Source organism: Comamonas sp. C11 (assembly GCF_024496285.1).
Taxonomy (GTDB): domain Bacteria; phylum Pseudomonadota; class Gammaproteobacteria; order Burkholderiales; family Burkholderiaceae_C; genus Comamonas; species Comamonas testosteroni_F.
In genome coordinates this window covers 437416-463336 of sequence record NZ_CP101743.1, presented here as the reverse complement: position 1 = coordinate 463336, position 25921 = coordinate 437416, and the positions used below count along the sequence as shown (strand labels likewise).

General features: G+C 62.6%; 19 protein-coding genes. 5 read left to right on the top strand and 14 right to left on the bottom strand.

What is annotated here, in order from left to right; translation table 11 throughout:
- Positions 1-130: 130 nt before the first annotated feature.
- Both NOX35_RS02110 and NOX35_RS02105 read left to right on the top strand, forming a co-directional pair.
- Entirely contained in the window at positions 131-1591 is a 1461-nt protein-coding gene (locus NOX35_RS02110) for an NAD(P)-binding domain-containing protein (RefSeq protein WP_256495569.1), read from the top strand.
- Between the two features lie 15 nt (positions 1592-1606).
- Positions 1607-2761, top strand: coding sequence for a peroxidase-related enzyme (locus NOX35_RS02105; RefSeq protein WP_256495568.1), 1155 nt, complete (start codon positions 1607-1609; stop codon positions 2759-2761).
- Between the two features lie 192 nt (positions 2762-2953).
- Here NOX35_RS02105 and NOX35_RS02100 read toward each other — a convergent pair whose 3' ends face one another.
- From NOX35_RS02100 to NOX35_RS02085, 4 genes are all read right to left on the bottom strand, one after another.
- Positions 2954-4204: an FIST N-terminal domain-containing protein gene (locus NOX35_RS02100; protein ID WP_256495567.1), complete on the bottom strand. Its 1251-nt coding sequence runs from the start codon at positions 4202-4204 to the stop codon at positions 2954-2956.
- Positions 4205-4276: 72 nt separating this feature from the next.
- On the bottom strand, positions 4277-5152 hold the full coding sequence (locus tag NOX35_RS02095; RefSeq protein ID WP_256495566.1) for a PhaM family polyhydroxyalkanoate granule multifunctional regulatory protein: 876 nt from the start codon (positions 5150-5152) through the stop codon (positions 4277-4279).
- A gap of 127 nt (positions 5153-5279) precedes the next feature.
- Positions 5280-5795 (bottom strand): copper chaperone PCu(A)C, encoded by a 516-nt coding sequence (locus NOX35_RS02090; protein WP_182285420.1) that lies wholly within the window; start codon positions 5793-5795, stop codon positions 5280-5282.
- Positions 5796-5934: 139 nt separating this feature from the next.
- On the bottom strand, positions 5935-6291 hold the full coding sequence (locus tag NOX35_RS02085; RefSeq protein ID WP_182285419.1) for a DUF2946 family protein: 357 nt from the start codon (positions 6289-6291) through the stop codon (positions 5935-5937).
- 255 nt (positions 6292-6546) lie between these two features.
- On the opposite strand from NOX35_RS02085, the gene NOX35_RS02080 reads away from it, so the two are divergent.
- Both NOX35_RS02080 and NOX35_RS02075 read left to right on the top strand, forming a co-directional pair.
- The gene (locus NOX35_RS02080) at positions 6547-7206 is read left to right on the top strand and encodes a glutathione S-transferase (RefSeq protein ID WP_256495565.1); all 660 of its coding nucleotides are present in this window, start codon (positions 6547-6549) and stop codon (positions 7204-7206) included.
- Positions 7207-7255: 49 nt separating this feature from the next.
- Positions 7256-7669 (top strand): VOC family protein, encoded by a 414-nt coding sequence (locus tag NOX35_RS02075; protein ID WP_182285417.1) that lies wholly within the window; start codon positions 7256-7258, stop codon positions 7667-7669.
- 231 nt (positions 7670-7900) lie between these two features.
- On the opposite strand, the gene recD is transcribed toward NOX35_RS02075, so the two are convergent.
- The 10 genes from recD to NOX35_RS02025 form a co-directional block, all read right to left on the bottom strand.
- Complete coding sequence (gene recD / locus NOX35_RS02070; RefSeq protein ID WP_256495564.1) at positions 7901-9991, bottom strand: exodeoxyribonuclease V subunit alpha; 2091 nt, start codon at positions 9989-9991, stop codon at positions 7901-7903.
- A complete protein-coding gene (gene recB, locus NOX35_RS02065) occupies positions 9988-13800 on the bottom strand; it encodes an exodeoxyribonuclease V subunit beta (protein ID WP_256495563.1) in 3813 nt (1270 codons plus the stop codon). Before recB ends, recD begins: the two co-directional genes overlap by 4 nt.
- Positions 13797-17384, bottom strand: a complete 3588-nt coding sequence (gene recC, locus NOX35_RS02060) for an exodeoxyribonuclease V subunit gamma (RefSeq protein WP_256495562.1) — start codon at positions 17382-17384, stop codon at positions 13797-13799. The genes recB and recC overlap by 4 nt, the downstream gene beginning before the upstream one ends.
- A 125-nt stretch (positions 17385-17509) precedes the next feature.
- The gene (locus NOX35_RS02055) at positions 17510-17707 is read right to left on the bottom strand and encodes a hypothetical protein (protein ID WP_256495561.1); all 198 of its coding nucleotides are present in this window, start codon (positions 17705-17707) and stop codon (positions 17510-17512) included.
- A gap of 513 nt (positions 17708-18220) precedes the next feature.
- Positions 18221-19189, bottom strand: coding sequence for a PDR/VanB family oxidoreductase (locus NOX35_RS02050; RefSeq protein ID WP_256495559.1), 969 nt, complete (start codon positions 19187-19189; stop codon positions 18221-18223).
- Between the two features lie 3 nt (positions 19190-19192).
- Positions 19193-20227, bottom strand: coding sequence for an alcohol dehydrogenase catalytic domain-containing protein (locus tag NOX35_RS02045; RefSeq protein WP_256495558.1), 1035 nt, complete (start codon positions 20225-20227; stop codon positions 19193-19195).
- A 21-nt stretch (positions 20228-20248) separates the two neighbouring features.
- Positions 20249-21220 carry a tripartite tricarboxylate transporter substrate binding protein gene (locus NOX35_RS02040; protein ID WP_256495556.1) on the bottom strand — a complete coding sequence of 324 codons (972 nt, stop codon included), beginning with the start codon at positions 21218-21220 and terminating at the stop codon, positions 20249-20251.
- 52 nt (positions 21221-21272) lie between these two features.
- Complete coding sequence (locus NOX35_RS02035) at positions 21273-21758, bottom strand: aromatic-ring-hydroxylating dioxygenase subunit beta (protein ID WP_256495554.1); 486 nt, start codon at positions 21756-21758, stop codon at positions 21273-21275.
- Positions 21759-21879: 121 nt separating this feature from the next.
- A complete protein-coding gene (locus tag NOX35_RS02030) occupies positions 21880-23106 on the bottom strand; it encodes a Rieske 2Fe-2S domain-containing protein (protein ID WP_256495553.1) in 1227 nt (408 codons plus the stop codon).
- A 171-nt stretch (positions 23107-23277) separates the two neighbouring features.
- Complete coding sequence (locus NOX35_RS02025; RefSeq protein WP_256495552.1) at positions 23278-24105, bottom strand: helix-turn-helix domain-containing protein; 828 nt, start codon at positions 24103-24105, stop codon at positions 23278-23280.
- Positions 24106-24342: 237 nt separating this feature from the next.
- Between NOX35_RS02025 and NOX35_RS02020 the strand changes: the two genes are divergently transcribed.
- Complete coding sequence (locus tag NOX35_RS02020; RefSeq protein ID WP_256495551.1) at positions 24343-25323, top strand: tripartite tricarboxylate transporter substrate binding protein; 981 nt, start codon at positions 24343-24345, stop codon at positions 25321-25323.
- Positions 25324-25921 lie beyond the last annotated feature (598 nt).

Genomic DNA, 25921 nt, shown 5'->3' with positions numbered 1-25921 from the left:
CGGCGGGGCCGCCCAGGCCCTTCCTCGGTGTCTCTCGCTTGGTCCTGCTTCGAGTTCAAGCAGTGTTAAGTTATCGGTGTTTGTTTGATGCGTCTGCGGCTCAAGCCTCAGGCGCTTTTGGGTTTTAGCTATGTCAATTTCAACTCCTACGACAGCCGCCACGGGGCTTGCAGTGCTGGAAGAGCGCCTGCGTGACGACTTCGTCACTCTGGGCTGGCCTGCCAAGGCCTGGATTCCCCCCTCCACGCGCAAGGGGCTGCCGGTGCATGACGTGCTCGTGATCGGCGCCGGTCAGGCCGGTCTCGCGCTCAGCATGGCGCTGCAGCAGGTCGGCATCAAGCCCGTGCTGCTGGACAAGTCGGCTCCGGACTTCGAAGGCCCATGGGCCACCACGGCGCGCATGGAAACCCTGCGCTCGCCCAAGGAGCTGACCGGCCCCGCCATGGGAGTTGCAGCCCTGTCCTTTCGCGCCTGGTTCATCGCCCAGTTCGGTCTGGACGCCTGGACGGCGCTGGACAAGATCCCGCGCCTGCAGTGGATGGACTATCTGCGCTGGTACCGCCGCGTGACCAACGCCGATGTGCGCAACGGCCATGAAGTCATAGCCGTGCGCCCGCAGGCCGATGGCGTGGTGGAAGTCGATGTCAAGGCCAATGGCGTGATCGCCACCTGGCAGACCCGCCGCCTGGTGCTGGCCACAGGCCGCGACGGTCTGGGCGGCGCCACGGTTCCCGCCTTCATGCGGGGCGTGGACAGGAAGTTCTGGGCCCATTCCTCGGACGCCATGGACTACGCCACGCTGGCCGGCAAGCATGTGGGCGTGGTCGGTGCCGGCGCCTCGGCCATGGACAGCGCAGCGACGGCTCTCGAAAACGGCGCAGCCAGCGTGGACATGCTGATCCGCCGCCAGCAGCTGCCGCTGATCAACAAGTCCAAGGGCTCGGGCGTGCCCGGTCTGACCCACGGCCAGTATCTGCTGCCCGATGCCTGGAAATGGCGCATCCGCCACTACATCAACGCCCAGCAGGTGCCGCCGCCCCACGGCAGCACGCTGCGCGTCTCGCGCCATGACAACGCCTTCTTCAATCTGGGCTGCGCCGTGCAGGGCGTGGAGAAAGCGGGCGACAAGCTGCAGGTGCAGACCTCGGCCGGCGTGTTCCTGCTGGACTTTCTCATCGTCTCCACGGGCTTTGCCATCGACTGGAGCCTGCGTCCCGAGTTTGCCGACATCGCGCCGCACGTGAAGCTGTGGAACAGCCGCTTCACGCCCGAGGCCGGCGATGAAGATGCCGAGCTGTCGGCATCGCCCGATCTGGGGCCGCTGTTCGAGTTCCAGGGAGACCTTCCCGGTCTCGACCGGATCCACTGCTTCTGCTACCCCGCTGCGCTCTCGCACGGCACGGTGTCGGGCGATATTCCCGCCATCAGCGACGGGGCGCGCAAACTCGCGCAAGGTCTGGCCTCGCTATTCTATCTGAACGATATCGAGCAGCACTTCGACAAGCTCAAGGCCTATGCCGAGCCCGAACTGGACGGCACGGAATGGACCGCAGCCGACAGCGCTGCGCGCATCCGCCAGCTGCACCCCTAAATCAGGAAACTTCGCATGACAGACACCATAGACCGACTGGCCGGCCTCGAGCAAGGCGGCCCCACATTCACCACCCGCCACGAGCGCGAAAAAGTCGCTCTGGCCACCCAGGCCTGCGAAGACCTGCTGCTGGGCAATCAGCTGGACAGCGCGCTGACCCAGGCCGAGCGCCTGGTGCTGGCTGCCGAGCAGGCCCGTGTCAGCGGCGTGAACGTGCTCGAAGCAGAATACCGTGCGCGCGCCGAGGCCCTGGGCCAAGCCATCACGCCCGAGCTGCGCGCCATCCTCGACCAGCCCGGCGCCCAGACTGGCAAGGCGCGCATGGATGCCATGCTGCACTTTGTGCGCACGCTGGCCCTGAACCCGGCCCAGAGCGATCAGGCAGCGCTGCTGGCCATTCCGGCCGCCGGTCTGTCGCTCAACGACACCGTGCTGCTGGCTCAGCTGATCGGCTTTGTGGCCTATCAGGCCCGCCTGCTGGCGGGTGTGAAGGCCATGGGCGAGCTGGGCGGCGCGACCGAAGCGCCTGCCGCCCAGCCTGCCGATGCCGCGCCCTTTGTCCACCCCGCCAATCTGCCTCCGCCCGGCGAGCCGCTGCGCCGCAACGGCTTTACCAGCGAGACACTGGACTGGAAGGCCTGGCTGCAGGTGCTGGACCCCGACACCGCCACGCCCGAGCAGCAGCATGTGCTGGAAGTCAGCCACCCCAAGGCCAAAAGCATGGACTTCTACCTGCTGCTGGCTCGCCAGCCCCAGGTGCTGCTGGAGCGCTCCCAGGCCTTCAACGCCATCATGTATGCGCCCGGCGGCCTGTCCCGCGCCGAGCGTGAAGTGGCGGCAACTGCCGTCTCTCGCTCCAACGGCTGCGTGTACTGCGCTTCGGTGCATGCCCAGCGCTTCGAGCAGCTGGCCAAGCGCAACGATGTGATGGCCCAGCTGTTTGACGAGCCCGACACCGCCGGCACCAATGCCCGCGAGCGCGCCATCATCCAGGCTTCGCTGGCACTGACGCGTACGCCGGGCAACTTTGGCAAACACAATCTGCAGCCGCTGCGTGATGCAGGTCTGTCCGATCTGGAAATCCTGGACATGCTGCACTCGGCCGCACTGTTCGGCTGGGCCAATCGCCTGATGCTGAATCTGGGCGTGGAACTGTATTCCACCCCCTGAGCGGCTTTGCCGAGGGGGACGATGCCATCGCCGCGACGCGGCTCTTGCTCCGCATCGCTGATTTCAGGCCGCGCCAGTTTTTGGGGCGGCTCTCTTTTTTGATAGCTGCTTGCGCTAGTTAATGCATGACTTCAGAGCCAATTGATTTTGAAAGCCATTTTTATCAAGCGCTAGCAGCTATCAAATTTCGGGCTACCTACCGGTAAACACCGTCAGCACGCCGGCCAGCTGATGCACATGCGCATCCATCAGCTGTGCCTCGGCCACCAGGCCGATCAGGGGCACAGGCCCCAGCGCATGGCGCAGCAGCTTGAGCTCGGCATCGGCGCCGCCAAACAGCTCGCTGCCCCGTCCCTTGCTGCTCACATAGATGGCACCGCGTATGTGCTGGGGCTGGGCCGCCTCGGCCATGGTCTCGGGGCCGGCATCGGCAAAGTCGGGCTGCAGCGCATCTTTGAGGGCCGCCCCCATCTGCATCAGTTCATGACGGGCCGCGCTGTTCTGGCGCTGGCAGAAGATCACCGTATGCTCGGCCTCCACGGGCGACGACAGCGCAACGCCCTGGCGCACCGGGTCCAGCCCCACGATATGCAGCACCTGGGCCTCGTCGGTCAGCGCGCCGCGCTCCAGACCCCGGCCCAGCGGTGCAATCGCGGCCTGGGTCTTGCGCAGCTGCGACAACGCAGCCTGCCAGCCGCCGCCGGCGCTGGGGCTGGCTTCCACATCCAGCATCTGCAGCAGTCGTGGCAAGGCAGGCTCGCCTTCGAGCTCCAGCACCACCGGGCCTCTGGCCTCGGTAATCGCAAGCCCCGCACCCAAAGGCGCGCAGCCCTGGGCCAGTCTTGAAATGCAGGCTACGTCGGCATCGAAGGCCACGCCGGAAAAGCCGGCATGAAAGATACCGACGCTGGCCTGCGCCCTCAGCCGGGGCAGATCTTCCGCGCGGCAGGCAAACTGCACGCCCTGCTCGCTGCTGAGCGCCCCGAACAGATTTCCAGTGCTGATGCGCTCGGACAGCTCCAGCAGCAGCTCAGCGAGATCGGGCTGATCGATGCTGGAGTGCACCAGGGCCGAATGCGCCTCGAATCCTGCTTCGGCGCCGCTTTGCGCCAGCGGTGCCACGCCGGAATAGACGCGGTAATGGGCGGCGGGCAGGTCCAGCAGCATGACCGCCAGCGAGGAGCTTTCGGAATACTCGTGCTCCATGGCCAGTACGGCGTGACCGGAGCTGCCCACCCAGTCGGTGACCTGGGGCAACTCGCGCGCCAGCAGCGCCAACAGGGGCTGCGCATGGGGCACCAGCCCCTGCGCGATATAGACCAGACCCAGCCGGTGCGGCTGCAGTGACTGGCGCAGCAACTGCCCACGCAGCTGCAGCACGACTTGCTCAGTCGCAGCGCGCCAGTCTTCATGGCTGGCATGAGCGACGGGAAACAGTGACATAAGCCCTCCTGTTCTTGCTGGAGCGTGGATGCCTTGCAACCACGATTTTCCACCTTAGCGGGAAGGGATTGCTCAGGGCTTGCGCGAGGTAGCAGAGGTTTTGGCGGCCGTCTTTTTAGCAGCAGGCTGCTTGGCAGCAGTTTTTTTAGCGGCTGCCGTTTTGCCGGCTGCCGCTTGGGGTTGACCGGTCTTGGCCGCCGCCTTGCGTGCAGGCCTGGGCTCGGCCGCCGCTGCACTCTTTGCTGCACTCTTTGCTGCACTCTTTGCTGCACCTGCAGCGCCAAAGCCGCCAGCCTGCGCCATCACCTTTTCCATGGTGGACTTGGCAAAACCGCTGGCCATCTCGGTCGCACGCTGGGCAGCGGCAAGGGTCTCGGGCGGAACGGGCTCTGCCATGGCCTTGGCCGCAATCTGCTGGAACTGCTGGGTCAGCGCGCCCCACCATTGCATGGCCTGACTCAAGGCAGCCTGAGAAGGAGCCTCGGCATGGATCTGCTCCTCTTGGGCCGCAGCCTGTGCTTCAGGCTCGGGCACAGGGCTTGCCAACGGCTCTGCTACCGCAGCCTTGGCCGTGGCGCTGCCCATGGGCCAGCCGGTATTGGCTGTCGCTGCGGGTTCTACCGGCGCTGCACCGGGGAAAGGAAAGGACTTGGCCAGCTCGCTCATGCTGACATTCATGTCCTTGAGCGTGGACAGTGTCATGCGCTGCACTTCCAGCGCCTGGATGGTGGCGGCCAGAGCGCGGCTGTTTTGCTCCAGCCAGAACTGCACGGCTTTCAGCTCGGCAATGCGCTTGTCAACCTCTTCCACGCTGACGGTGGGAGCCACCCATTGCGGCACACGGCCCATGGGGTTGGCCGCAGCGCCAGCGCTTTGCGCCAGCCCCTGCAGAAAATCAAAGCCAGGAATGAACTTGCCGAAACCAAATGCCGATGCGTCGCCGCTCATAGTGCTCTCCACTGCAGGGATGGATACCAGAATCCGCATCCGGACAGGGCCGGATGCGGAACTAGCTTACTGCACTTGCGATGTTCGCAGCAAACAAGGGAGCAGGCCGCAGCCCTGGCTCAAGTCATCAATGCTGATGCGCGCCATGGCCCATGTGCTGATGCCCGGCACCGGCCGCCGCAGGGGCTGCCACGCGCACCGGCAGCTGCAGGCTCAGGCGCGAAACTGCGCCCTTGGCATCCTTGAACACCAGGGTCACGGGCACCTGGCTGTCCTTGACCAGCGGGGCCTTGAGCTGCTGCAGCATCAGGTGATAGCCACCGGGCTTGAGCTCCACGGCCACGCCCTGAGGCAGATCCAGCGCCTCGATGGCGCGCATGCGCATCACGTCTCCCTCCATCTTCATCTCGTGCACCTCGGCCACTGCAGCAGCCGTGGTTTCCACGCCCACGAGCTTGAGCGGCTCCTGGGCCGTCAGGCGCATAAAGGCCCCCGAGGCCTGCTGACCCTCCACGCTGGCGCGGGCCCAGGCATTTTCAACCTTGACATGGGCAGCATCGGCATGGGCCCAGGCGGCACCGGAAACCAGCAGCGAACCGACCAGCGAACCCAGGGCCATCACGGTAAAACGACGCATATTCATGAAACCATCTCCATTCAAATTCAGTCTGGACTTACGCAAACAAGGGTGCATCAAGATGGTCTTCTTGAAACGAAGCCCTTGCTTGAGCCTGATTGGCATAAGTCGTATCAATCTCAAATCGATCTGAAGCGCTTGACCATCAAGCGCCCTCAGCTATGTTTTTCAGAGTCTCAAAGGGCGGTGCGCGTACGGGCGGCAGGGTGGAGACAAAAGCTCTGCGAGCAACATCGGCCCAAGGCAGGGCATCGAGAATGGCACGGTGACTGCCCGGATCTGGCTGCTGCGCTGGCGGCGGCGCCAGCAGCGGCAGGCACAGCGCGCAATCCAGTCCATGCGGGGTGGCGGCATCGTCGCTGGCGGGGCTGGGCACCCAGTGTGTGCTGCCGCTGGCCGTGCACACAGCCTCCCAGCCGGCAGGCGGCGTGGCGCGCGCCCAGGGCGTGATCATGCTGACCAGCAGCACGCAGAACCATGCCCCCAGCGCCCAGCGCGCCATAAGGGCTGCCGGTTCGTGCCGAGGAGGGTGTGCGCGCCAATGCATGGGGCGATTGTAGGAGCTGGCCCGCTATCCGGTTGGCGACGCAGGGCTTGCACCACTTGCCTCTACGATAGCGTGGCCACGGATACCTATCTCTATGGGACTGACGCAAACAAGAATGCAGCATCGGCCTGCCTCCCAAGGCAGTCGTCTTGGCTGGACCCGTTTTGCGTAAGTCGTGACCTATTCACAGCAACCGTTCAGGAGACAAGCATGCTGACTTTGTGCGGATTTTCGGCCAGCAACTACTACAACAAGGTCAAGCTGGCCTTGATGGAAAAGCAGATTCCCTTCGCGGAGGAACTCGCCTGGCTGGGCAGCACCAACCCCGAGGAATCGCCGCTGGGCAAGGTGCCATATCTGCGCACCCAGCATGGCGCCATCAGCGAGTCCGACGCCATCATCGAATATGTGGAAACGCTGTCCAGCAAGGTGCCGCTGTTGCCCTCGGACCCCTTTGCTGCCGCCAAGGTCCGCGAACTCTGCGTCTATCTGAACCTGCACCTGGAGCTGGTGGCGCGCAACCTCTACCCCCAGGCCTTCTTCGGCGGCAAGATCAGTGACGGCGCGCGCGACAAGACGCTGGAGCAGCTGAAAAAGAACATTGCAGCCTTCGCCAAGCTGGCCCGCTTCGACACCCCGTTCATCGCGGGCGACAGCTTCACGCTGGCCGACTGCAGCGCCATCGTGCACCTGCCCCTGGTCAGCAGCGCCTGCAAGATCGTGGGCGGCAGCGATTTGCTGGCCGAGCTGCCGGTGCGCGACTATCTGGCCCGCATGGGCGAACGTCCCACGGTGCAGAAGGTCAACGCCGACCGCAAGAGCAACACCGAGGAACTGATGGCACGGATACAGGCCAAGGCTGCGCGCTGATGCGCCTGGGCGCCTGGCTCGATCCGGTGATGCTACGCTCGGCTCCATCATGCAAAGCGCTTTTCATCTCGCCTACCACGTGACCGATCTTGACCAGGCCCGCCGCTTCTACGGCAGCGTGCTGGGCTGCCGCGAGGGTCGCAGCACCGACACCTGGGTCGATTTCGACTTCTTCGGCCACCAGATCTCCCTGCACCTGGGCAAACCCTTTGCCGTGAGCAACACCGGCAAGGTCGGCAACCATATGGTGCCCATGCCCCACCTGGGCGTGATCCTGCTCAAGCCCGACTGGCTGGCCCTGGCCGAACGCCTCAAAGCCGCTGGCACGGCCTTCATTCTGGAGCCGCAGGTGCGCTTCGAAGGCGAGCCCGGCGAGCAGTGGACGATGTTCTTCACCGACCCCTGCGGCAACCCGATCGAGGTCAAGGGATTTGCCAACTGGGAAGCGGTTTACGAACACTGATCCCCTGAGCCGCTTCGCCTGGGCGGCCCCGCGCCTTCCCCCGAAGAGGGGCGACACCCCTGGCTGCGGGGCGGCCCTTGCTGGCCGTCTCGCGCTTGGACTTCGCCGGCGTCACAGGCTCATCACTTCGAGCCAGGCCAAATGGGAAACCTGTACAGCTTGAGCGAAACAAGCCTCCAGTGCTTACCTGAACTGCGGTAGCGGCTATCAAAACAGAGTCTCCCCCATAGGCTACTGAGCACGCTCCATGAATCCCAGCAAACCGCTGCTGCGCTGCGTGGGACTGCCCATCGCCGACACCAGCAGGCCGGGCACTTCGGTCCACAGCGAGAACGCCTTGCGCGCCCGCGTGATGCCGGTGTAGACCAGCTCGCGGCTGAGCACATTGCCGCCCTGCGCGGCCAGCACCAGCGCCGTGTGCTCGAACTCCGACCCCTGGCTCTTGTGCACCGTCATGGCAAATGCGGTCTCCACATGGGCCAGGCGCGCCGTGCTGACATGGTGCAGATGCTCGCCCTGCATGAAGTACACGCGCAGCCGCGCCGGGTCGGCAAAGCTGGGCAGTGCCATGCCGATATCGCCATTGAACACGCCCAGCTGCGCATCGTTGCGGGTGACCATCACCGGACGGCCCATATACCACTCGCCCTCCTTGCGTATGGCGCCCATGGCCTGCAATGCCTGCTCCACCGCGCGGTTCAGGCCCGCCACACCCCAGCTGCCATCGCGCACGGCGCAGAGCAGGCGGTAGCGGTCGAAGGCGGCCAGCACGTCCCTCACCCATTGCCGGTGCTCGGCCTCGGCGGCAAAGCCGCGCCCCTTGCCCTGCCCATGTCTTTCCAGCACCTCGGCGTAGGCGGCATAGCTGGCCATGCTGCCACGGCCTTGCACGGCGCTGCGCACCACGGCCTCGACCTCACCGCCTTCACGTGCCCAGAGTTCGGCATGCAGGCCGGCCTGGGTCTGCATGCGCAGCAGCGCCATGGCAGAAGGTGCATCGCCGGCATTCACGGCCTGTGCAAGCTGACCGATAGGCCCGCCAAAGCGGCGGCTCTCGCGCAGCATGACGGTGTGCTGGGCCAGCGGAAAGGCCCTGGCTGGCGCCAGGTACTGCTCTGGCAGGCGCTGGCCCGTCACGCGCCCGGCATAGGCCGCGGTGTCCGGCGCGTAATTGCCCCGCTGCGCATCGCGGCACAGATCGCCCAGCACGGCACCGGCCTCCACCGAGGCGAGCTGGTCCTTGTCGCCCAGCAGAATCAGGCGCGCCGTGGGCGGCAGGGCCTGCAGCAGCGCGGCCATCATCTCGAGGTGGATCATGGAGGCCTCATCGACGATGAGCACGTCGACATCCAGCGGATTGCCCGCATGGCGGGCAAAGCGCCGCGTGTCGGGCCTTGCGCCCAGCAGCGAATGCAGGGTGCGTGCCGCCCCCATGCGCTTGACCAGGGCTTCCAGATCCAGCTCGCGGCCCACCGCCTCCTTCAGCTCCAGCAGCGAGCTGTCGATGGACTGCTTGAGCCGCGCCGCCGCCTTGCCGGTTGGCGCAGCCAGCGCAACGCGCAGCTGCGCGGCATCCGGCGCCGTGGCAAACAGCAGCGCCAGCAGGCGGGCGGCCGTATAGGTCTTGCCCGTGCCCGGCCCGCCGGTGATGACGGACATGCGCCCCCGCAGCGCCAGCGCGCAAGCCAGCTTCTGCCAGTCCACCGCATTCGCGGCAACGGCAGACGCGGTGAAAAGCCGTCCCAGCCAGTCGCGGATCCTGGGTTCGTCAAGCGCCACCGCATCGGCCGCCGTGCGTTGCGCCATATGCGCGGCGACACTGCGCTCGTAGTCCCAGTAGCGGCGCAGATACAGCAAGGGCGCAGCGCCGTCCAGCAGCACCAGCGGCTGACCTCGGTCTGCCGCTACCGCACCCGGCTGCACGACACGCACCACGGGGCTGCGGCGCAGGGCCTGCAGCCAGTCGGCCAGCCGGCCGGGCAATTGCTCCCATAGCGATTGCTGCAGTCGCTCGGCCTCCTTGGGCCAGGCGAGAATCTGATTGGGATCGCCAGCCAGCGCCTGCAAGGGCAGACAGCTGTGGCCGCGCCCCTCCATCTGCGCCAGCACGGCGGTGGCCACCAGCAGCGCGGGCCCGGCCTCGGCGTCCTGCGCTGCCACAAACGCCGCCAGGGCGCTGTCCAGGCGGCGCAGCAGGCCGGCATCTGCCAGGCGTTCCAGAGCGGCCAGCCAGTCCGTGGTGTCCGGCGCAATCCGGTCCCCATCCACGGGGGCGGCAAACAGGTCCAGCGTCTGCAGATCGGCTTTGCGGCGGCCCTTCATGGCTGCTCCTCCTTCGATTCTTGCTCGCAGTCGCCAAGCAGCGCCTCAAGCCCTTGCAGCAGCGCCAGCGGCGGCTTCAGCACATGCATGCCGGCGGCCTCGCCATCGAGACCACGCAGGAAGAAATAGAGCGCGCCGCCCAATTGTTCCCGGGGGTCGTAAGCCGCGCCCAGGCGGCTTTGCAGCAGGCGGTGCAGAGCCAGCAGATACAGCGCCGCCTGCACGTCATAGCGATGTTCGAGCATGGCCTGCTCCAGCGCCTGAGGTGCGTAGGCCGCGCCGTCCTGGCCCAGGTGGTTGGTCTTGTAGTCCAGCACCCAGTAACGACCGCCATGATGAAACACCAGGTCGGCAAAGCCCATCAGCATGCCGTGCAGCTCGCGCTCGGGCAGCGCCGGGCGCGGCTGGCCGGCAAGGATGTGCCGGCGGCACAGCGCGTCGATGCGCGGTGCCGACAGGCGCCGCGCCGGCAGCCAGAACTCCATCTCGGGCAACAGCGCATCACCTCCGCCCAGCTGGGCCAGCGAGACACCGAGCGGCGCCAGCGGCTGGTGCACCACGGCGCGCAGCCACTGCAGCACATCGGCGGCCTGCTCCTTGCGGCCCGCGCGCTCGCAGCGGCGCAGCAGACGGGCCGCCAGGGGCTCGCTGTTGTCGGGATCATCCTCGGGCTGCAGCGCAAAGTCCTCGGCAGCCAGCCATTCCAGCTGGTCGTGCAGGAAATTGCCCACCACCGGGCCGCGCATGAAGCGGTGCCAGACCGCCGCATCGCTGCGCGCACCGGCGGCGAATCTGGTCAAGGTGGGCAGGGTGGTCATGACCTCGTTGATGACGCCCAGATCCAGCGCAGCTTCACCGGCCTCCTGGGCCTGCAGCGCACGCTCGTCCTCGGCAGGGCTTTGTGCGGCCACCGGCAGGACCGGCAGGCTGGGTGCGGCCATGGCGCGGGTCAGCGACGAAAAGCTGCCAATGCCCCAGCGGCGGTCGAACTGCGCCTCGTACACCGGCGCGGCGGCCAGGGCGGGCAAGGCCTGAGCGGCAACATAGCGCGAGGCCACGGGCAGTTCGGCCGGCAAATCCACCACGGCGATCTGCGTGCAACGCTCGCTCAGGGCCTGGATGCTGGCGCGCCAGCGGGCTGCGGACTGCGAAACAGCTCCGGCCAGCAGATAGCCCGCCGCACCCTGTTCGTTCGCACAGTTTTTGCTGTTGCCGCGCTTCATGGGGGCCAGCCCCATCCACAGCGCATGACGCGGACGGGTCAGCGCCACATAGAGCAGGCGCAGATCCTCGCGCAGGCGTTCCTTGTCGGCCTGCGCCAACTGTGCATCGTCGTAGTCCAGCACCAGCTCGCGCGCAGGTGCGCCATCGATCTGCACGGGCAGCGAAAGATAGGCCGCCTTGCCGTCCACAGGCCGGAAGCTGCCGCCAAACGGCAGGCAGACCAGTGGGTACTCCAGCCCCTTGCTCTTGTGTACGGTGACGACCTTGACCAGATCGGCATCCGATTCCAGCCGCACGATCTGCGCATCGCCGGCCGCGCCCGGGCTCTCGATCTGGGTGGCCAGCCAGCGGATCAACGCCTGCTCGCCCTCCAGCTGGGCGCTCGCGCCCTGCAGCAGCTCGGCCAGGTGCAGATAGTTGGTCAGACGGCGCTCGCCGCCCATATCCTGCAGCCAGCGCGCCGGCAATTCAAAGCGGTATAGCGTCTGGCGCAGCATGGCCAGCACGCCCAGGCGCAGCCAGAGGCTGTGCAGCTCCTTGAGCAGCTCGCTGCGCGCATCGAAGGCCTCGTCATCGCTGGCCAGCCAGGCCAGCTCGTCAAACGACAGACCCATCATGGGCGTGGCCAGGCCGGCGCGCACAGCCAGTCCGTCCAGGGGGGCGGCCACGGCACGCAGCCACAGCAGCAGATCCTGCGCCTCGCTGCTGGCGAATACCGAGTCCTGATCGGACAGATAGACCGAGGCCACATTGCGCCGCGCCAGCGCGCGGCGCACGGCTGTGGCTTCCTTGCCAGTGCGCACCAGCACCGCAACATCGGCCGGGCGCAGGCGCTGCAGCGGCTGGTCGCCCTCGGCAAAGCCAGTTGCAGCGTCCATCAGCCACTGCACGATCTGGCTGGCGCAGAACTCCGCCCCACGGCGGCGGATATCGTCATTGCTCAGCGGCTCTTCGCTGCTGCCATCCCAGGCGATGGTCAGCGCTGCCATGCGCTGGCTGCCCTGCATCAGCCGCTCCTTGCGGCCATTGGCCTTGACGCTCTCGAACGGCAGCGGATTGCTCTGCCCTGCGCGGAACATGAACGCGCCCTCGCCTTCGCGCACTTCAGCCTGCACAAACCACTGGTTGACCGCATCGACCAGCGCCTCGGTGGAGCGGAAGTTGGTGTCCAGCACATAGTGGCGGCCCTCGGTCGCCTGCCTGGCCTGCAGATAGCTGTAGATATCCGCACCACGAAAGCCGTAGATGGACTGCTTGGGGTCGCCAATCAGCAGCAATGCGCTGTCCGCGCGGTTGTCTGCCGTACGGTAGATCTGGTCGAACAGCCGGTATTGCAGCGGCGAGGTGTCCTGGAACTCGTCAATCAGCGCCACCGGGTACTGGGCCAGAATGCCGGCCTGCAGCGCAGGCCCGTTATCTCCGGCCAGGGCAGCGTCCAGGCGTTGCAGCATATCGGCAAAGCCGAAAGTGCCGGCCTGGCGCTTGAGCCACAGCAGGCGCTGCTGGACATGGACTGCAGCATGCAGGCGCAGCGCCACCTTGATCGACGGCAGCTCGGTCAACGCTTTAAGCAATTGCTCCAGCTCGGAAAATTCAGTGGGCAGCAGCAAGTCCATGGTCGAGCCCTTGAAGGCCTCGGCCATCCCCTCGGGGCGGAGGCGCTTGCGGGCGGAATCGCTGAGTTCCAGCGACCGGTTCAAGGGGTCTTGCGCCCAGACGATGAGGCTGTCGAACCAGCCCTGATAGTAGCGGGCCTGCAGCTTGCGCTTGTCCCACAGCGCAGCGCGGCCGTCAAGCTCGCCTTCGATCCAGCGCAGCATGCGCCCGGCCTTGGCGTCCCAGCCATCGGCCAGTGCCCGCAACCGCTGCGCACGCTCCGCCTGGGTCTGTGCAATGCATTCACCCAAGGTCCCGGCGCCCGCCGTGGCGGCGATGTCTTCACGCAGCAGCGACTGCATATCCTTGACCAGGGCCTGCACATCGGGCCAGACCTGCAGCGCCGTCTCCAGCAGCTCGCCCGACAGCGGATAGCACTGCTGGCGCCAGTAATCCTGTGCAGCCTCGGTCTGGCGCTGGCTTTCATCGGCCTCCAGTGTTTCATCAAACAGATTGCCGCTGTCGAAGGCATGCTCACGCAGCATGCGCTGGCACCAGGCATCTATGGTGTGGATGGCGGCATCGTCCATGCACTGCGCAGCCATATCCAGCCGCCAGGCGGCGGTATCGCGCTCCGTGCCTTCGGCATAGGCATCGCGCAGATCGCGCAGAAAGCTGTCGTGCGCAGCCGGTTCGGCCTCGCCGCGAAAGCATTGCACGGCCTCGATCAGGCGGTCACGAATGCGGTCCGACAGCTCGCGCGTGGCGGCCCGTGTGAAGGTCATGACCAGAATATCGGGCGGCATCAAGGCGCGGGCAAAGCCATTTTCTGCGCCATGGCCCAGCACCAGCCGCAGATAGAGCGCGGCAATCGTCCAGGTCTTGCCTGTGCCCGCGCTGGCTTCGATCAGACGCGAGCCCCAGAGCGGGAAATGCAGGGGCTGCAGCGCCTGGCTGTCGGGCTTCATGGGGTTGGCGGGCGTGCTCATGCCGGCTCTCCTGGTTGTTCGTTCTGGTCTGCACGCTGTATCGGGGGCAGGCTCTCGGTGTGCACCTGCGCGGCCAGCCAGTCATGCAGCGGGCCATAGATCTGCTTGGCCAGGGCGTGAAAGCGCAGATCGGCCGTCAGCGCCTCCCAGCCGGGGTAGCAGCGCGCCCAGCTGGGGTCTTCGCATTCGCCGCCCAGCATGTAGCCGCCCTCATAGGCCTGTGCTGCGGCGCTCAGATCGTCCAGGCCGGCTGCGATGGCGCTTTTGAGAGGCAACGGCAAGGGCTCGTTCTGGCCCGCCAGCCACAGCTGCATCAAGGCTTGCAAGCGCTGCGTGGCCGCCTGCGGCTCCAGCGGTTGCACCCAGACCAGGGTGTCGCGTGCGATCACGCCCATCAGCGTGTCGGTGCCCGTGCTGGAGAGCGCCAGACTGCGCACATAGATGGGCAGCAGCTTGTAGGCCTGCAGCTCGCCTTTTTTGTTCAGCAGCGTGCGCGGCTCCAGCGCAAACCAGCAACGGCTGTGGCCCGCATCCGAGGACGGCTCTTCGCGCTCCTGCAAGCCATCCATCCAGTCGTCCAGCGTGACCGCACCGCAGTGCAGCAACAGCCGCTCGCGCGGCGCCGCATGGGGCCATAACCGCATGTGCTGCTGCCAGGCCAGCAGCGACGGCGTGGCCTGGGCCTGCAAGGCCTCGGCCTCGCGCCTGCCGAGACCCGCCAGCGGCAGCACGCCGGCACGCCCCAGACGCTGCACCTGGCGCTGCACCTGCAGACCCACGTCCAGCGCCGCATCATGCGCCAGCTGCGTGCGCACGCCTTGCTGCAGCTGCTGAATCAGGCCGTAGGCGGTCAGACCATCGACGCTGAAAAGCTCGTCGTCCTCCAGCAGTTCCTCGTCCTGCTCGAAGCGTACCTGCAGGCGGTTGCGCAGAAAGCTGCGTGCAGGATGGCGCAGAAATTCCGTCAGGCGTGCCAGCGTCAGCGGTACTTCGGGGTCAGGTTCGAATGCGGCCACGACAGGCAGCGACTGCGCCTCCCGCTCTTCATGCGCGCCATACCATTCGCGCGCGAAAGTCGACAGCCCCGAAGCCTGTTCAAAATAGCGGCGGCTGAAAGGCTGCAAAGGATGCTGGCGGGTGCGCTGGGCCAGCAGCAGATCTCCGCGCTCGCTGGCGCAAAGGCCTGCGCTGCCTTCGCCCTGCCAGCCTTGGCGCAGATAGTCACGCAGCTGCGAGACCAGCACCGAGGGGGGCTGTTCGCTGTTGTCGCGCACATGGCGGCCGGCCCAGCTGATGTAGAGCTTGCTGCGGGCCGACAGCAAGGCATCCAGCATCAGCTGGCGGTCATCGTCGCGGCGCGCGCGGTCGCCGGGGCGCTGCTGGCCGGGCAAGGCCATCAGATCGAAGTCCACGCGCATGGCGCGGCGCGGGTAGTCGCCATCGTTCATGCCCAGCAGGCACACCACATCGAAGGGAATGGCGCGCATGGGCATCAGCGTGCAAAAAGTCACGCCGCCGGCGCGAAAGCGCTGGTTGAGCGCGGGCTCGGACAGGGCCTGCAGCCAGGCCTCCTGCGCCACTTCCAGCGGAATCAGGGCATCGAAGCCCGCTTGCTCGCAGGCGGACTGCCAGCCGACCAGGGCCGTGTCGAGTGCGGCGCACAAGGCCTGGTCCTCATCGCCCTGCGCGACAAAGAAGTCATCCATCAGACTGCGAAAACGCTGGGCCCAGACCTCGGGAGCCACGGCCGTTGCAGCCGTTTGCCACCACTGCAGCATGCGCCCCAGCAAGCTGGCCAGCGATCCGGCCAGCTCGGCCGTCAGGCCGCCCACTTCGTCATAGGGCTCCATGCCGGCAAAAGCCTGTGCATCGTCGAAAGGGGCCTGCAGCGCCGGCCCGCTGGCATAGCCCAGCAGCATGCGGCGCAGGCCGAACCAGGCGCTGTTGGGATCACCACAGGCCGCCAGGCCCAACTGGGCGCGCTGCGCATGGTTGAGCCCCCAGCGAATGCCTGCGCCGGCCATCCAGTGCGTGAGCTGGGGCAGATCGTCGGCCGCCAGCCCCACCCGCGCCGCCACGGAGGGGACATCGAGCAGATCGCACAACTCGCTCAGGCGGCAGCGCTGCTGAGGCAGCTTGAGCAGCCATTGCAGCGCGGTCACCAGCGGGCTGCAGGCGCGCGCGCCCACGTCGGCAATGTCAAACGGGATATGGCGCGCATCGTGGCGGCCGTACTGACCGAACACGGCGCGGATGGCGGGTGCAGCTTCTTCAATCGACGGCAGCATGACCACCACCTCGCGCGGCGCCAGCGCTGCGCGGCCCGCAGCGGCAGGCTCGGCCAGCCATTGCAGCAGTTGGTCGTGCAGCACTTCGAGCTCGCGCACCAGGCCATGGGCCTTGTGAAAGACGATGGACTGGTCGGCCGCCGCGATCTCGACGGCAGGGTGCTCAGACATGGGTACCAGATCGCGAATGCGCTGCTGCACCTGGGCCAGCAGCGGTGCGTCGATCAGCTCGCCCGCCTCGGCCTCGTCATACACATCCACACGCGGCCAGCCCCATTGCATGGCGGTGTCATCCGTGGTGTCGAAGGCATCGAGCTGACGCACGTAGTCACGGCTTTGCCGTCCCCAGGCCGCCAGCAGCGGATGGGCATGGGCGTGCATGGCGGCCAAGGGAATCTGCGCCAGGTCCTTGCCGCCCTTGTCGGCGTGGCGGCGGCGCTGCTGGCGCAGCAGCTCGCGCCCGTCGATGGCATCGGCCCAGTGAAAGCGGCAGGGGTTGGGAACGGCAATCAGCACCTGGCTGTGCTGGGCAATGCCGCTCAGAAACTGCATCAGCGACAGAGGCATCTGGCTCATGCCGAACACCACCACGCGGCGCGCCAGCGGCGTGACCGGCGGCCGGCCGCTCTGCAGCGCGTCCAGAATCCGCGCCAGCAGAGCCGGGCGGGTGGCGGCACGCTCCTGCTCATCGAGCTCGGCCAGCACCTTGCGCCACAGCTGGGGTTGCCAGAGCTGCCCTTCGGGCACGGGCGCATCGGGGCGTCCCGCCGTGCGCAGCACATCCTCGCCCTGCTCCCAGGCGGCCAGCCAGTCGGCGCGGTAGATCTGGTACTGGTCAAACAGGTCCGCCAGCTTTTCGGCCAGCTGCAGCAGGCGCTGCGGCTCGCCAGGGCGCAGAAAGTTGGCGATCGGTGCGAATGCAGACTCGCCCAGACATTGCGGCAGCAGACGCATCAGGCGCCAGATCATGGGCGTCTTGTCCAGCGGCGATTCACGTGGCACCTCATGCCTGCCCAGAATCTGCCGGTAGCTGCGCCAGACAAAGCGCGCCGGCAACTCGACCTGTGCGGCGGCGCACACGCCCTGCTGCCCGGCCATGCGCATCTTGAACCACTCGGCCATGCCGTTGCTTTGCACCAGCACGATCTCGGGCTCCAGCGCCTGCAAGGGGTGCGCGGCCAGCCAGGCCAGCACGGTATCGGCCAGCGCCTCGGTCTGGTTGCCGTGAATGGCGATCAGGCCCGGCTGCCAGTTAGCTGCCGGTTGCGACGCCCTTGGTTGCTGCTCTGCTGTCACACGCGCTCCTGTGCCTGTCTGTGCACGATGAAAGCTGCAAGCTTAACGGCAGCATGCAAGCGCTATTAAATGAAAAGCTGATTGCGCTCACCCACAAAGCAAACTGGAGCTGAAACACCTTGAAATCAAGCTAAAGCAAGCGCAAGCCGCTCTGCTTTCTGCTGCCCAGTACCCATGCCCATTGCTGACATTCGAGGCGGCAATGAGAAAAGCCCCAGATCATTGCTGATCTGGGGCTTCATGTCTGGTGGCCTGGGACGGAATCGAACCGCCGACACAAGGATTTTCAATTTTTTGAACACTTGCTCGGCGGGGTTCAGCACCTACCTTGATCTCCCGAGTGCCATGGCAGACATGCAGAAATGATCACTCAGTCTGCCTTAGAAAGTTGACTCAGCGAGTCAATATGCACCGATTCCGGACTCGAAGCAGACTCCACCTTCCGACGCAAAACCGGAAGATTTTCCGCAACTTCTAAGCTTTTTCGTTTCCCGATAAGTGCTTACTCGCACGCGCATAACGCCTTACTAATGTAAACATCGCGAACTAATCTGGACAAATACCGTCGAGCCTATCCCTTCACAGCGAAGGAGGCAGCACTTACATCATGATGGCCGACTTGATGATTGACTTGACCTGCACATTGCAGTTACTGCCAATGAAAACGGTAGTCACGTGAAGTCATGAACCAATCTCTCGCTCAGCCTTTGAGACAATCATCGGTGGCTATGCAGCATATCCAAACCAAGTAACTGTGTGACTCAAACACTGCCTCCCCCCATGGATGCCCGGTACTTGGCTGGTGCGATTCAGATTTAAAAAAAGGGGAAAAGTCCTTACAGATCGAGAACTAGACGAGCTGATCGGGCGCCAGAGCAGCAGATCATCATGCTCTTGTTTTCCGCCTGCTCCTGGGGGGTCAGCACAGCGTCACGGTGGTCAGCTTCTCCGCTGATGATGCGGGTTTCGCAGCTGCCACAGATCCCTTCGCGGCAGGAGGTTGGAATATCCAGTCCGGCTTCCGTCACTATGTCCAAAATTGAGCGCCCGGCTGGCACCCGTAGGCATTTCCCACTGCGCGCTAGTTCTAGCTCGAAGCCACCCTCAAGAGATGCTTCGGCCTTGGCCGTGAAGTACTCAACATGGCGACGCTCTGGACACTGTACGGTAGCTTCTTCGAAGGCCTTCAGCATTCCACTCGGCCCACAGCAGTAAAAGTGGGTGCTATTCTGGCTTTGTTGGACCAGCTTTGGAATGTTAAGTGGGCCACCATCCGGAATTTGATCGAAATGGAAGGACACTTTATTGCCACTGGCTTGGCCCAGTTTAGTCAGCTCTTGCATCCAGCCTGCATGGTCTGGGGTACGCGCGCAGTAGTGCAGCTCCCAGGATTTTTTCAGCAGTGTTAGGCGCTTGGCCATGGACATTAGCGGTGTTATGCCAATACCACCACCAATTAGGCAGGTGTGTGCGGCACTCTCATCTAGCTTGAACAAGTTGCGTGGGCCAGAGCAATTTATGGTCTGACCGACTTGAATATTGCTATGCAGATGACTCGATCCGCCTTTACTTGTGGGGGAGAGATGGACGGCAATTTGGTATTTTTGTGTGTCTTCGGGAGAATTCAGCAAGGAGTAGCTGCGAGTGAGTCCCGGTGCTAGCTGAAGTTCGATATGCGAGCCTGCAGTGAACGCAGGCAGCACATGGCCTTCTTCCGCCTGAAGCGTGAACATGCGGGTGTCATTGGCGACGAGATCAATGGCCTGCACGCGCAAAGCGAGAGTGGGTATGTAAGCAGCGTTCATGAATTAGGAACAGAGAATGAGAGGTTTGATCGCTTGGCCTTGAGCGATCAGCTCAAACGCTTTGGCGCCATCTGCAAGGTCAATGCGGTGGCTTGCAATCGGTGCTAGGTTAATTTTGTTGCCGTAGACCAGTGGTGCGGAAAGCTCCCAGGTGTTCCAGAGTCGCCGGCCATGGATGTTATAGATGGTGGGACGTGCCTTGCGCCACATGCCAAAGTCAAACTCCATAGGCTTGGCTGGTGTGGCGCACCAGCGCACATCGCCAAGCGTTCCAACCATCCCAAAGGTATTGAGAACACCTTGAGGGCTGCCGGTGTATTCAAAAACCACATCTGCGCCAAAACCCTTAGTGGCATCCTTGAGCGCCTTCACCGGATCTTGCTGCTCCGGGTCCCAGGCCGCATCCGCGCCCATTTGAAGCGCAATATCGCGGCGCTTGGCATTGGGGTCGATGGCAAAGACCTTGTCCGCCCCAAAGTGTCGAGCCACTGCAACATTCATCAGACCGATGGGGCCGCAACCATTGACGACAACCGTTTTCCCGGCCACACCCATACCTTCCATGCTGGCATGCACGGCGATACCTAGGGGCTCAAGAAGTGCCGCCATTTCAGGGGCTGTACCTGCCGGGTTCACCCAGGCAATCGACTCAGGGACGGTGACATATTCGGCAAAGGTTCCGTCAATATCAATGCCAGGGTAGCGTGTCTGCGGACAGACATGAGCGCGACCGGTGCGACATGCAATGCACTCACCACACGGAATGTGGCTTTCCAGGCTGACTAAATCACCGTGCTTGACACGAGTAACGCCGGATCCCACCTGCACCACCGTGCCGCACATTTCATGACCCAGCGTTGTTGGAAGTTTGACGCGCTGCGCGAAAGCGCCATAGCCGTGATAAATCTGCATATCAGTGCCGCAGACGCCGGCTGCGATCACTTTGAGCAGGATCTCTCCTGCACCGGGAGCGCGTGGTTCACATTCGCGAATGGCCAGCCCACCAGGACCAGCGGTGACTTTGCTCAGTGCCAACATATTTTCAACACTCCTGATGTCTTATTGAGGCTCAATGCCAGATTTCTTAGCAACCGGAATCCAGCGTTCGGATTCATATTTGATGAGTTGCGCAAACTCTTCAGGCTTGGAGGACTTGGCAATCAAGCCGAGTTGAAGAAAGCGCTGCTGAATTTGTGGACGTTGCAGGATTTCTGCAACGTCTTGAGCAACTTTGTTGCGCACTACCTCTGGCGTTCCTGCTGGCGCCATCAGACCGAACCAAAAGTCTGCGTTAAATCCCTTGATACCGCTTTCACCAGCCGTAGGAATCTGGGGCGCAAGAGGAGAGCGCTCCTTGGATGGAATACCAATGGCCTTAATACGACCTGCATCAATGAACGGCTTGGCGGCCGTCAGTGTGGAAAGCACCGCCTGTACTTCACCACCCATCAGGGCGTTCAGAGCGAGTGATTCGCCTCGGTAGCTGACGTTTTCATGTCGCAATTCCTGGGACTGTGCGAAACCATCAAAGGCCAGCATGGACGCTCCACCAAAAGCGCCATGGAACACACCTGAGGGGCTGCTTTTTGCGAATTTCACGAATTCCGCAAAGTTCTTGACAGGAACATTCTTGCCGACCGACAGAACATAGTCACCACGTGCAAATTGCGTAATGGGCATCAGGTCCTTGTTGCGATCAAAACCAGGGTTTTTCAGGAATATCTCAATGGTTCCAATGGAGACAGGGGTGACCAGCAAGGTATATCCATCAGCCGCCGACTTGGCAACCTGCAGTGCCCCCAGCGAGCCACTAGCCCCCGGCTTGTTCTCCACGACAACGGGATGCTTCCACTTTTGTCCCAGTTGTTCTGCAAGGATTCGAGTGGCGCTGTCGGAGGAGCCTCCTGGCGCAAATGGAACCACCAGCTTGACGCTGCGGTCGGGATACCCGGTTTGGCCGTATGCAGAAGAGCCCATAAGGGCCGCAGATGCCAAAAGCAAAGCTGTGATTTTCGTGGGCTTGAGGAGCATGTTTGTCTCTTGTTTTCGTTTTTCGAGGGGGCTGATGGCTCTGGATCTGAGTTCAGATGAGGAAGGAAAGACCGGTAATGGGCTGCTTGCGATTGAGGAGCACAATTTTTTTGCGGTGGATCTTCCAAATGCCATCCACATTGACTGCCTCAAGTTCGCAGTGGCCCGGCAGCTGACGCATGTCTCCCAGCCCTTGCTGGCGCCAGTCGCCCGATCGCACCTCTGTCAGCAACATGGAAAAGTGGGCCACGATACGGTCACTCGCCTGCTCTTGCAGGCTGATATTGCTCACCATGCGCATCATGTATGACGACGGATTCTGGGCCACACGGGCTTGACGCATGATCTGCTCAACGCGCATCTGCAAGCGCAAGTGGTTGTCAAAAATGATGGAAGACTCCTTGAGGGGGTCCGCATTCTCGTCAATGGGAATCCAGTACGTCGCATCACTGGTATAGAGAGCCAACCAGTCGTCCAGAAGGCCTTGATCCAGCAGCCTAGCTTCCTGGTAAATCAGTTTTTCAACGGGGTGTGTCATGGTGCTTGGAGTTTGAAATAAAGCGGTTCAGCGAACGGGTATAGAGCGGCCTTGCAAGCAGGGGCGAACAGCACAGTCCCTGCCTAATAGGCAGACAAGTCTCAGCTTGGTCGCAAGGTGCTTAGTTGCTCAGCAGCGACTTCCACTTGCGCCAGAAAGCCCGCTGCGGAACTTCATCGCTGTATACGCCGACGCGCTCACCACACGCCTTGACTTCCTCTTTGTCGAGGCCGCGGGACAGAGTGATCCAGTCGAAGCCTCCGGCTCTCAGCGCGTTCTGTCCGCCTGCGAAAACATCAATGTCATCGGCGGACAGAATCCCAGCCGTGCCGACGCGCGTTTGGGCGTCCAGCATCCGGTTGCTGTTGATGTCATCGTGTGCGCCGGTGATCATCAAGGGGTAGGAGTACACCTCGGTCTTATCGTGGGTGATGGGTTGAACGACGCGGATGTTGAAGTCAAAAATCACCAGATTCGGGAAAATCAAAAACTGGCGATTGGTCAATGTTTCGGCTGCACCTTGTTCGCCATACAGCTCTTTGAGCTTGGCTTCATAAGCTTCGCGGATCGCGGGGTCAATACCGCCGGACTCCAGAGGAGCTCCAGCTTCCAGCGTTCCGTGACCTTCTGGGTAACCTCGTGTGAAGCCTTGCTGACGCACCGCTGCATTGAGTTCACGGTTTTCGAAAGAGCCTTCAAATTTGCGCACTGTTGCGAATGCCGAGCGGTGCACAAAGCCGGGGTGATATCCGTCGTAAACGTTTTCACTCTGGAACTTCCAGTTGCCGTCGTAGCCGTACTTGTGTGAAGTCGTGACACGGTAGCTACTGCCTGCCGTGCGCTGCAGCCAGATGTCGATATGTTGCTTGGCACCGCCGAGGAAGGTCTCAAGATCTTCCACGTCGGCATTGAAGGAACCGAAAATCAGGCCGCCATAGCTGGCGACGCGTGCCAGCGGCTTGAGATTCTTGTCTGCCTTGTTAAAGCCGCCTGGGTAGCGCGCTTCATCAGGAATACCGATCAACTCACCACTGGGACGGAAGGACCAGCCGTGATACGGGCAGACGAAAGCGCGAGTCGTGCCTTTTTCTTCACGGCAGATGGTTGCACCTCGGTGGGTACAGGCGTTCAGAACTGCATGAATTTGGCCGTCGCGGCCGCGCGAGACAATGACAGGGCGCGTACCGATTTGCGTCGACTTGAAGTCGCCTGGATTAGCGATTTCGCTTTCGTGCGCCAAGTAGATCCAGGTACGGTAGAAGATGTTTTCCAGCTCCTTCTCGAACATGGCTTCGCCACGATACGCGGCTGTCGAAACTCGAAATTCGCTGACTTGATCATCGACCATGCTCGCAATGGTCTGAGGTGCACATGTGGGGGTCATTATTCGATCTCCTATCCTGGCTAGCAGGGACCAGTAAATGGTAGGAGTCGACCCCAATAAGAGCAATGCGCTCGAAAAAAGAGTGCACATTGTGCACCCTCTCCAGCACAACTAACCTCGAGCGGTTTTGTCCAATCAGCTCTTTGAAAGAGGTTGTTCGTTGCCTAGCTGCATTTTCTCGGCATACAGCCGCTCAATGCTTTGCGCTGTATCAAGCAAGCTAGATGCCAGTGAGTCGCGCTTGGCCTGGCTGTCGAGTGCGCTGCTGAGAAAAATTACGTTCAGGCAGATGGCCGCCTCGCCCAGGTGCGATATCGGTGCGGCAAATGCACTGAATTTGGGCTCATCCGTCCACTCTCCCAAATTGGAGGCATAGCCGCATTGACGCACCTGATCAACCATCCTTCCAATGCTCGCTTCGCGAAGATCGGACAAGCTGTTTGGTGGCGTCTGCTGACGAATCATGGCAAGCAGTGTGGCGCGCGTAGCCTCCGAGGCAAAGGCAAAGTAGGCGCGGCCCGCCGCCGTGGTCAGCATGGGCATTTTCCGCCCCGGCATTCCGGGATGAAAAGACAGTGGACTGTAAGCGCGCGTGGAGTAACGAACTACCATTTCAGCCCCTTCGGGGGCGACCAATGAGCAGGGCCAGACTATTTTTTGCGATAGCCGGCGCATTAGCGGCCAGGCAATTTCTGCAATCAGGCTGGTATCCCTGAAACCATGGCTCAGCCGCTGCACGAGAAACGTCAAGCGGTACAGGTTGGTAGCAATATCGTGGCTGACATAGCCCGCTACCTTTAGGGATTCGAGTAGGCGCTTGATGGTGGTGCGATGTTGACCTGACAGGCGTGCGAGTTCTGAGATAGACGCCGTTGCGTTGGGGCATTGGTTGAGCAAGGCCAGCAACTCCAAGCCTTTGAGCAGGGACTGGCAGTGGCGGTAACTGGAGTCTTCGGTGGACATGGCATTGCGATTCTAGGTTCAGTTGCTGCCCCTCCGATCTGTCAGCCATCACCGGCTCCTAGGGATATTGCTGTGCACTGATTTTGGCTTTCCGTTCCCTTTGGAGTACGCCAACGCTGCATCAAGAAATGGTCAAACTCCCAGCGAAAGCATCCCAATGGCTCACTGGTGCACTATGTGCACCCCTTGAAAGTGTTTCTGTCTTTATATTTCGATGACTAGTAGGGAGACATTGAAATGAAGAAAAGATTTAGTGCATCAGCGCAGCGAATGCTGCTTGCGGGTTTGGTGACCATCGTGCAGACCAGTCCCGCTCTGGCGGATTCAGTGTTCCCGAATCGGCCCATCAAGATGATTGTCCCTTTCAGCGCTGGCGGCGCGACCGACGTGGTCGCACGCAACGTGGCCGAGCGTATCGGACAGCAATTCGGCCAACCGGTGGTGGTGGAAAACAAGGTCGGTGCCGGCGGCAATATTGCCTATGAATATGTAGCCAAGAGCCATCCCGATGGCTACACGATATTGTTCGGCTCGACGGGGCTAGCGACCAACGCCAGCCTGTACCAAAAGCTCAGCTATAACGCTATCAAAGACTTTGCGCCTATTAGCCTAGTCGCACGCAGTCCCCACGCGCTGGTCGTTCACCCATCGGTGCAGGCCAATACTGTGCAAGAGCTGGTCGCTTTATCTAAACAAAAGCCTTTGAACTATGGCTCTTCAGGCAATGGGACCATCTTGCACCTAGCGGGTGAAATGCTCAAATCCAACACTGGCGCCAACCTGATACACGTGCCTTACAAGGGCGGCTCTGCGGCAATGGCTGACTTGCTTAGCGGTGTCATTCAATTGGGCTTTTTGGACCTGTCCATTTCCATGCCGCAGATCCAGGCCGGCAAGCTTAAGGTGCTTGCAACCACAGGGGAAACACGCGCCCCTACACTGCCACAAATTCCGACCGTTGCCGAAGCCGGCGTCCCGGGCTATGCGATTGATGTTTGGTTTGCAATGTTTGCACCCGCAGGCACCTCGCCGGCGGTGGTGCAAAAGCTCAATCAATCTACGATGGCAGTCCTCAAGGATCCAGGATTGCAGCAAAAGATGCAGGCGATTGGACAAACCCTGCAGCCGTCTACTTCTGAGCAGTTGGGCCAGTTCTTGCGTAGCGAAACCCGGCGCATTGGTGCAATCGTCAAGAGCGCTGGTGCAACCGTTGAGTGACGGCATCATCGGCGATTGCCTTGCCTGTTCTAGGAACTTATCGCCGTTGGTGAAGAGCTTAGCTTTGCTGAAGGCGCTCAACCAGCAGCCCCATTTATACCGTGCTGGCGATGCGCCCTAGAGTTTCCTGTGCCTCAAGCAAGTGCATGTGGAGACACTGCGCCAACTGCACTTTTTGGACTATGAAGCGCACAGCGGTCTGTATCGACTAGCACCGCAGATCATGCGCCTGAGCAATGGCGTCATACCTCGATCACAGATGGCCCGCAGCATTGCCCATCATGCAGCACCTGTCCACGCTGCCGCTGGGGCTTTGCACGCTGTTCTCATTTGAAGGCGATGAAATGCATATTCGCCGCTCTATCCAGCCCTATAGCAGGCTGTCCTGATATCCGGGAGCGTCAGGGCGTTTGCAGCCCGTGCAACCGACCGCTGCGAAAAAAGATCATCTGATCTCTCCAGCGATTAGCCCCGTCAGGTACTGTTGGAGCTATGAGCCCACAGCGATCGGTGGAATTGGATAATCCACGCCTGTACAAGGAGCTCGCCGACACCGTCAGTCGACGGCTACAGCAGAATTTAGTGCAGTGGCAGCTCT

What these genes read in the sequence shown, in the direction of transcription:
- NOX35_RS02110 (WP_256495569.1), top strand. Translation starts at nt 131, where the DNA reads ATGTCAATTTCAACTCCTACGACAGCCGCCACGGGGCTTGCAGTGCTG.
- NOX35_RS02105 (WP_256495568.1), top strand. Translation starts at nt 1,607, where the DNA reads ATGACAGACACCATAGACCGACTGGCCGGCCTCGAGCAAGGCGGCCCC.
- NOX35_RS02100 (WP_256495567.1), bottom strand. Translation starts at nt 4,204, where the DNA reads ATGTCACTGTTTCCCGTCGCTCATGCCAGCCATGAAGACTGGCGCGCT.
- NOX35_RS02095 (WP_256495566.1), bottom strand. Translation starts at nt 5,152, where the DNA reads ATGAGCGGCGACGCATCGGCATTTGGTTTCGGCAAGTTCATTCCTGGC.
- NOX35_RS02090 (WP_182285420.1), bottom strand. Translation starts at nt 5,795, where the DNA reads ATGAATATGCGTCGTTTTACCGTGATGGCCCTGGGTTCGCTGGTCGGT.
- NOX35_RS02085 (WP_182285419.1), bottom strand. Translation starts at nt 6,291, where the DNA reads ATGGCGCGCTGGGCGCTGGGGGCATGGTTCTGCGTGCTGCTGGTCAGC.
- NOX35_RS02080 (WP_256495565.1), top strand. Translation starts at nt 6,547, where the DNA reads ATGCTGACTTTGTGCGGATTTTCGGCCAGCAACTACTACAACAAGGTC.
- NOX35_RS02075 (WP_182285417.1), top strand. Translation starts at nt 7,256, where the DNA reads ATGCAAAGCGCTTTTCATCTCGCCTACCACGTGACCGATCTTGACCAG.
- recD (WP_256495564.1), bottom strand. Translation starts at nt 9,991, where the DNA reads ATGAAGGGCCGCCGCAAAGCCGATCTGCAGACGCTGGACCTGTTTGCC.
- recB (WP_256495563.1), bottom strand. Translation starts at nt 13,800, where the DNA reads ATGAGCACGCCCGCCAACCCCATGAAGCCCGACAGCCAGGCGCTGCAG.
- NOX35_RS02050 (WP_256495559.1), bottom strand. Translation starts at nt 19,189, where the DNA reads ATGAACGCTGCTTACATACCCACTCTCGCTTTGCGCGTGCAGGCCATT.
- NOX35_RS02045 (WP_256495558.1), bottom strand. Translation starts at nt 20,227, where the DNA reads ATGTTGGCACTGAGCAAAGTCACCGCTGGTCCTGGTGGGCTGGCCATT.
- NOX35_RS02040 (WP_256495556.1), bottom strand. Translation starts at nt 21,220, where the DNA reads ATGCTCCTCAAGCCCACGAAAATCACAGCTTTGCTTTTGGCATCTGCG.
- NOX35_RS02035 (WP_256495554.1), bottom strand. Translation starts at nt 21,758, where the DNA reads ATGACACACCCCGTTGAAAAACTGATTTACCAGGAAGCTAGGCTGCTG.
- NOX35_RS02030 (WP_256495553.1), bottom strand. Translation starts at nt 23,106, where the DNA reads ATGGTCGATGATCAAGTCAGCGAATTTCGAGTTTCGACAGCCGCGTAT.
- NOX35_RS02025 (WP_256495552.1), bottom strand. Translation starts at nt 24,105, where the DNA reads ATGTCCACCGAAGACTCCAGTTACCGCCACTGCCAGTCCCTGCTCAAA.
- NOX35_RS02020 (WP_256495551.1), top strand. Translation starts at nt 24,343, where the DNA reads ATGAAGAAAAGATTTAGTGCATCAGCGCAGCGAATGCTGCTTGCGGGT.